This window comes from Actinomyces sp. 565, assembly GCF_010365615.1.
GTDB lineage: Bacteria > Actinomycetota > Actinomycetes > Actinomycetales > Actinomycetaceae > Actinomyces.
In genome coordinates, this window is the sequence record NZ_PIZD01000066.1 from 70,054 (window position 1) to 76,657 (window position 6,604).

Consider the following 6,604-nt stretch of genomic DNA (forward strand, 5'->3'; position numbering starts at 1 on the left):
CGAGCGACTGGGCGCGGCTCAGAAGGACTTGGCCTGCATGTAGTACTCGTCCGTGCCGTAGAAGCCCTTGACGGCGAAGCGCGCCTCCTCAGACTCCGCGTCTTCCTCGCTGATCAGGAACGTGAAGTACCCTTCCGCCTTGCCGCCGCTACGGGGCATGTCCTGGGTCCTGAACTCCTTGGAGCTGTACAGGTACTCCGCCTCGGTGGTGTTCCCATCCACAACGAAGTCCACGGAGAGCCACCCGGAGCTCATCTGGCCCTTGCCCCTGTAGACGACCGACACGGGAACGCGCATGTACACCGAACCGCTCGGCGGCTCCTCCCAGGCGTAGGAGCGTCCGGAGTCCGTGAGCTCCTTCTTCAGCGAGGCGTTGGCATTCCACTCGACTGACCCGATCTCTACCTCAATTGTTGCGTCAGGGTCATCGGAGTACTCCGACGCCTTGAAAGTGATCATCTGCTCCTGGGGGTCTCCCGGGTTGTCCAGCGTGGTGCCGCGCTCGTCCTCAGACGGCTCGTCCTGCTGATCACCGCCGGAGCTGCCGCCGGAGGAGTTGCCCGAGGTGCCGTTGTCATTGCTGGATGATGAGGTGGTCGTTGACGATGAGCGGTTGTCAGAGTCGTCATCACCGCCGGACAGCGCCACGACGATACCGATGACCAGGGCCAGCACCACCACACCGATGATGGTCCAGAACCACCACTGCTTAGTGACTGGCTTCTTCCCTCCGGGCATGCCCGCCTGCGTGACGTCGATCGGCTGCCAGCCAGCGGCCTGCGGGGAAGCTCCCGGCGCCTGCTGCTGGTTGTGGTACGGCGTGGGGGACTGGGCGTAATTCATGTTGGCGGCGTACGGGCTCGCCCCGGCAGCATAGTCACCAGAAGGAGCGGAGGCCGACTGACCAGTGGGGTCAGCTACGGGAGCGGAGGCGCCCGTCGGCACGGCCTGGGTAGGGGCCCAGCCGGCGTCGGGGGCCGAGCCCGCCTGCGGTGCGGAACCAGCGCTGCCGTCCGGGACGGAATCCTCGATCCACAGCTGCCAGCCCTCCGGTGCGGGTCCCCACGCGGGGTCAGGCTGCCAGCCCGGCGGCGGGTTGAAGCCCTCGGGGGGCGCAGGCCAGTTCGGCGGCGGGTTGAAGCGCAATGCCATAGCGAAAAACCTTCCGGGAGAGGGGATTCCTGTTGTCACTCGATGCCCGCTCGCAACGGTCGCGGACACGTCACGAAGATGAATGTACACGTGCAAACACGCTCATGGGGCATCCGTCTCGGCCACGAGGATGGGGAGAACTTCCCCGGTGCCCGGCAACAACGCCCGGTACTGTGACTGCGGGCACCGGACCCGGTCGGATGGAAACGCGCTCAGGGGAGAGTGAGGATGTCCGCGCCGTCCTCGGTAACCACAAGAGTGTGCTCGAACTGGGCCGTGCGGGACCGGTCCTTGGTGACTACGGTCCAGCCGTCATCCCACTGCTCCCACTCCTCGGTCCCGAGTGTGAGCATTGGCTCAATCGTGAACACCATGCCCACTTCCATGACGTCGTCGAACCGGGGAGCGGAGTCGTAGTGGGGAATGATCAGACCGGAGTGGAAGGCCTCGCCGACGCCGTGCCCGGTGTAGTCGCGCACCACGCCGTAGTCGAAGCGCTTGGCGTACTTCTCAATGACCCGGCCGATCACGTTGACCTCCCGGCCCGGCCTGACCGCCTTGATCCCGCGCTCCATGGCGACGCGGGTGCGCTCGATCAGGAGCGCCGTCTCCTCGTCCACTTCCCCCACCGCGAAGGTAGCGTTGGTGTCGCCGTGAACCCCGTCGAGGTAGGCGGTCACGTCCAGGTTGATCAGGTCCCCCTCCCTGAGCACGGTTGAGTCCGGGATGCCGTGGCAGATGACCTCGTTGACGGAGGTGCAGATCGACTTGGGGAAGCCCATGTAGCCCAGGCAGGACGGGTAGGCGTGGTGGTCGCACATGTACTCGTGCGCGATGCGGTCCAGCTCGTCGGTGGTGACTCCCGGCGCAATGGCCTTGGCCGCCTCGGCCAGAGCGCGCGCCGCGATCCGCCCAGCCGCACGGATACGCTCAACCGTCTGCGGGTCCTTCACATCGGGGGCGTTAACCTGCTCGGGCCCGTCGTGGAACATGTACTCGGGGCGGGCAATGGAGGCGGGCACGTGCCGCTCGGGGGTCAGAACACCTTTGATTAGGGTGCCGCGCGGAGCCCGGTCCGCGAGCGCGGGGGTGGCTGTAGTCATGGCGCCAGCATAGGAGCCTGCGCTCCCGGGAGGGGGAGACAGATCTCTCCCCGCCCCGATTCGCGGGGGCCGCTTAAAATCATCCACCGGATCAGACACCACTCAAGTCCCCTTCCGACTGCATACGGAGACTGCATGAGCATCCCCAACGTGCGTGGCGACGCCCCCTATACCCACATTCGTGACGTCGTCGACACCTATCTGCGCCGCCAAGGTCGGCTGCTGGAGCTACAGACCAATGAGACCTATGCGGCAATCGCCCTGGTTCTGGCCACCATCACCGCCCTGATCTGGGCGAATACGGGCAACAGCTACCACCACTTCTGGCAGACGACGGCCTCTATCGACGTCGGTCCCTTCGGCGTCGGCCTAACCCTGCACGAGTGGGTGGATGAAGGCCTGATGGCGGTCTTCTTCTTCATGGTGGGCCTGGATGTGCGTAGGGAGCTGACGCTGGGTGAGCTGCGGCTGCCGGGGCGCGCACTGCTGCCCACGGCGGCAGCGGTAGGCGGCCTGGTGGTGCCGGCACTGATCTACCTGGCCGTCATGGGCGGATCGGAAGGGGCGCACGCGTGGGGGTCGGTGATCTCCACCGACACCGCCTTCGCCCTGGGAATGCTGGCGCTGATAGGCCCTAGGCGCGCGCCGCGCCTGCGCCTGTTCCTGCTGGCCTTCGCCGTCATCGACGATATTGGCGCGCTGGCGGTGATCGCCATCTTCTACTCCGAGTCGCTCAACTACGTCGCACTTGCCGCTGCGGTAGCCGGCCTGCTCGGGGTGTGGCTGATGGCGCGGCGGGGTGTCTGGCACGTGCCTCCCTACCTGGCGCTCGCCGTGGTCATCTGGTACGCGGTCTACTGCTCCGGCGTGCACGCCACGCTCGCGGGCGTGCTCATCGGCCTGCTCATGCCGGTGTACAACGTGCGCAGCGAGGACGTCGACGCAGCCGGCGAGTTCGCGGCCCTGTACCGGCAGGCGCCCGCGCCCGGAAGCGCACGGATGCTACGGGAGGCCCTGAACTACTCGATGCCGCTTAATCAGCGAGTGGCCTTCGTACTGCCGCCGTATGTCAACTACCTGGTGGTGCCCCTGTTCGCGCTGGCCAATGCCGGGGTGGAGCTGAGTGCAGGCACCATCGGCGCCGCCGTCTCCTCCCGCATCCTGTGGGCCGTCGTCGGCGGCCTGGTGGTGGGCAAGCTGCTGGGGGTCGTCATTGGAGCGGGCCTGGTGGCGTGGCTGGTGCCCGCCTCACGCATGCCGGGCCTGGATCTGCCGCGGATCACGGGCCTGGGCGCCCTGTCGGGGATGGGATTCACCATCTCCCTGCTGGTGGCCAACATCGCCCTGGAGGATGAGGTGCCGCGCGACCAGGCCCGCCTCGGCGTGCTGCTGGCCTCACTGCTCGCACTGGTACTGGCCACCCTCGTCTTCCAGGTGACCAGCCGCATCGCCCCGCTGCCCGAGCCCGCGGGACTCAACCTGTGCCGCCCACCCGAGCCCGAGCACGAACTGACATTCGGCAGCCTGGACGCCCCGCACGTACTGATCAACTACGCCGACATGGACGACGCGGACCGCTGGCGGCTGACCGAGGCGCTCTACGGCCTTAAGCCGCTGATCGACTCCGGGAACGTGCTGCTGATCCTGCGGCACAAGCTCTCCGGCTCCGGGAGCCTCCTGGCTGCGCTCGCACTAGAGGCCGCCTCCGCCAACGATGAGCCCAGTCTCTGGGACTTCCACGACGCCCTGGCCGGACTGCGCGGCGGTATCACCTCCCGCTCCATCACCCGCGCCGCCAGGCAGGTGGGCGTAGACGCCCACGCGATGTGGGAGCGCATCGACTCCGGGGTCGATGAGGCCAAGGTGCTCGCCGATGCCAGCGACGTCGAGGGACTAACCGATGACGCCGGCCCGGTGGTTTACATAGACGGGCGGCGCTTCGAACGCCTCCTGAACCGGTGGACCTTCTCCGAGGAGATCAACCGTCTGCAGCAGGCCGCGGCGGGCGGCACCGAGGCGGCTCGCGACTGAGGCGCCTCGCAGCAGGGGCCGTCGGCCCCGTGCCAGGGGCAGCTCCGCGTGACCCGTGCCCCGGGCAGCTGGCGCTGCCATACGATTGCCGTATGGCGAGGATCTACTTTGTGCGGCATGGCCGCACCGTCCTGAACGAGCAGCGCCGTACCCAGGGAGCCGCCGACTCGCCCCTGACGCCCGAGGGCCGCCGGGGGGCCGAGATCTGCCGCGACTACCTGGCAGACGTGCCCTTCACCCGGGCCTACTTCAGTCCCCAGGGGCGCGTGCAGGAGACCGGCGGGATCCTCCTGCAGGCCCATCCAGGAGTCGTCCCGGTGAACCTCACGGGCCTGCGTGAGTACAACTACGGCGTTTACGACGGTGGACCAGACCCGGTTATGCACGCCGCCCTGCCGGTGGAGCAGCACCTACCTGGTGTCCTGACCGGGGTACACCCCGGTGCTCCCGGCGGCATCAGCGCCCGCGACTACCTCGCGGACGTAGACGGCGCAATCGCCCGCGTCCTGGCCGACCTGCGCGCCGGCACCGCGGATGCGGGCGGTGAGGAGAGTGTGCTGGTGGTCTCCCACGGCATGACGCTGATGACCATCTTGGCCCGCTGGGTGGGTCCCCGGATCTACGGCATGGCGCCCATGGCCAACTGCGCCGTGACCACAGTGGAGGTCGCTCCCGCCGCCCCTGACGGCGCCCCGCAGCTGCTCGCCTGGGCGGAGGACCCCGGCAATCAGGGCGTTACCTATACCGTCAAGGACTTCAGCGATGCCTTGACCGGGGTTGTGCCCGTGCCGATTGACTGGGAGCACCCGGAGGGCCTGCCTGCGGGGGCGGCCTCGCCCCGCAGGCCGAGGCATAAGACCTTAGCCGGCTAGCCCCCGGGGTCCGGCGCCTCCCGGTCGGGGCGGTTGACAGCCAGCGGGAGCCGGGTGGATCAGGCGGGCGGATCAGGTGGGGCGAGCCGCCCGCTAGGAACGGCTTCGTCGCCGGATTCGACTCACGCCTCGAAGGTCTCTGCCGGACCGGGGAACGAGGCGTAACGCACTGCGGCGTTGTACTCCTGGGCGGCCTGCTGCAATGCCTGGCCGACCTGCCCGAAGCGGCGCACGAAGCGCGGTTTCCACTCGGTCATGCCGGCCATGTCCGTCCACACCAGGACCTGACCGTCGCAGTGGACTCCGGCGCCGATGCCGATCGTAGGCACCGCCAAGGCCTGCGTGATCCGCGCTGCCACAGGCGCTGGCACCATCTCCAGCACGACGGCTACCGCGCCGGCGTCCGCCAGTGCCCGGGCGTCGGCCAGGAGCGCCTCCTGGGCGTCCTGGTCGCGGCCCTGCACACGGAAACCCCCGAGCTTGTTGACCGACTGCGGGGTGAAGCCGAGGTGCCCGACCACCGGGATGCCGGCCTCAGACAGGGCCCGCACGGTCGCCTCCCGGGGGCGGCCGCCTTCGAGCTTGACGGCGTTGGCGCCCACACGCATGAGCCGCACGGCGCTGGCCAGGGCCTGCTCCGGGCCCGCCTCGTAGGTGCCAAAGGGCAGGTCAGCCACCACCAGGGCCCGGGTGGTGGCACTGGCCACCGAGCGCGTGGCCACCACCATTTCATCCAGGGTCACCGGCATGGTTGAGTCGTAGCCGAGCATGACGTTGCCCAGCGAGTCGCCCACGAGCAGCATGTCGGTGCCTGCTGCATCCAGGATGCGCGCGGTGACCGCGTCGTAGGCGGTGAGCATGGTCAGCTTCTCGCCTCGCTGCTTCGCGCCCAGCAGGTGGTGCACACGCACCTTCTTGACCTGTGAGATCTGCTGTCCCGCTGCGACCGGAGTAGCGGCGTCGGTGGTCGCGCGCTCGGCGGGGGAGGCGCCGGCCGCGGTGGCATCTGCGGATGGCTGATCGGAAGCGGAAGTGCTCATGCCCGGAGCCTACTCGCGGATGGGGGCGGACGCCCCTGGGATCCAAGGCGACGCAGCGGGCGGCACTCTTCCTGCCCAGGCGGTCAGCAGCGCCCTAGTTATTGACGGCCACGATAGGCATCTAGGTGTCGTGGTTCGAACTGCTCCCCGTGAGCATCACATGCGAGTCCTTGTTCCAGATGATCGGCGTGTTGGGCCCGTCGTAGCCGTGACTCCGCTGGAACGAGGTGGTCGTATCGGGGTCTTCCGGTTTGAGGGTGTGGTGTCTAAGGGCTGGTTGGGAGTCTGGGGCGGGTATGTGGGTGGACCGGGTGTCTGCTACGCCGGTTGGACGTTAACAACGCTACTTAACGGCCTGCTGTATACCTCCCAGCCCTTCAGCAGGCCGTTAACAGGCGTTGTTAAC

General features: G+C 67.9%; 5 protein-coding genes. 2 read left to right on the top strand and 3 right to left on the bottom strand.

From position 1 onward, the window contains the following. Window positions 1-18: 18 nt before the first annotated feature. Together GZ997_RS11135 and map are read right to left on the bottom strand one after the other, a co-directional pair. Window positions 19-1,152, bottom strand: a complete 1,134-nt coding sequence (locus tag GZ997_RS11135) for a hypothetical protein (protein ID WP_162679926.1) — start codon at window positions 1,150-1,152, stop codon at window positions 19-21. 212 nt (window positions 1,153-1,364) lie between these two features. Then, window positions 1,365-2,255: a type I methionyl aminopeptidase gene (gene map / locus GZ997_RS11140; protein WP_162679927.1), complete on the bottom strand. Its 891-nt coding sequence runs from the start codon at window positions 2,253-2,255 to the stop codon at window positions 1,365-1,367. 135 nt (window positions 2,256-2,390) lie between these two features. Between map and nhaA the strand changes: the two genes are divergently transcribed. Both nhaA and GZ997_RS11150 read left to right on the top strand, forming a co-directional pair. Continuing rightward, on the top strand, window positions 2,391-4,286 hold the full coding sequence (gene nhaA / locus GZ997_RS11145; protein ID WP_162679928.1) for a Na+/H+ antiporter NhaA: 1,896 nt from the start codon (window positions 2,391-2,393) through the stop codon (window positions 4,284-4,286). A gap of 92 nt (window positions 4,287-4,378) precedes the next feature. Continuing rightward, a complete protein-coding gene (locus GZ997_RS11150; protein WP_162679929.1) occupies window positions 4,379-5,158 on the top strand; it encodes a histidine phosphatase family protein in 780 nt (259 codons plus the stop codon). 122 nt (window positions 5,159-5,280) lie between these two features. Here the strand turns inward: GZ997_RS11150 and panB are convergent, their stop codons facing one another. After that, window positions 5,281-6,198, bottom strand: coding sequence for a 3-methyl-2-oxobutanoate hydroxymethyltransferase (gene panB / locus GZ997_RS11155; RefSeq protein ID WP_162679930.1), 918 nt, complete (start codon window positions 6,196-6,198; stop codon window positions 5,281-5,283). Between the last annotated feature and the right edge of the window lie 406 nt (window positions 6,199-6,604).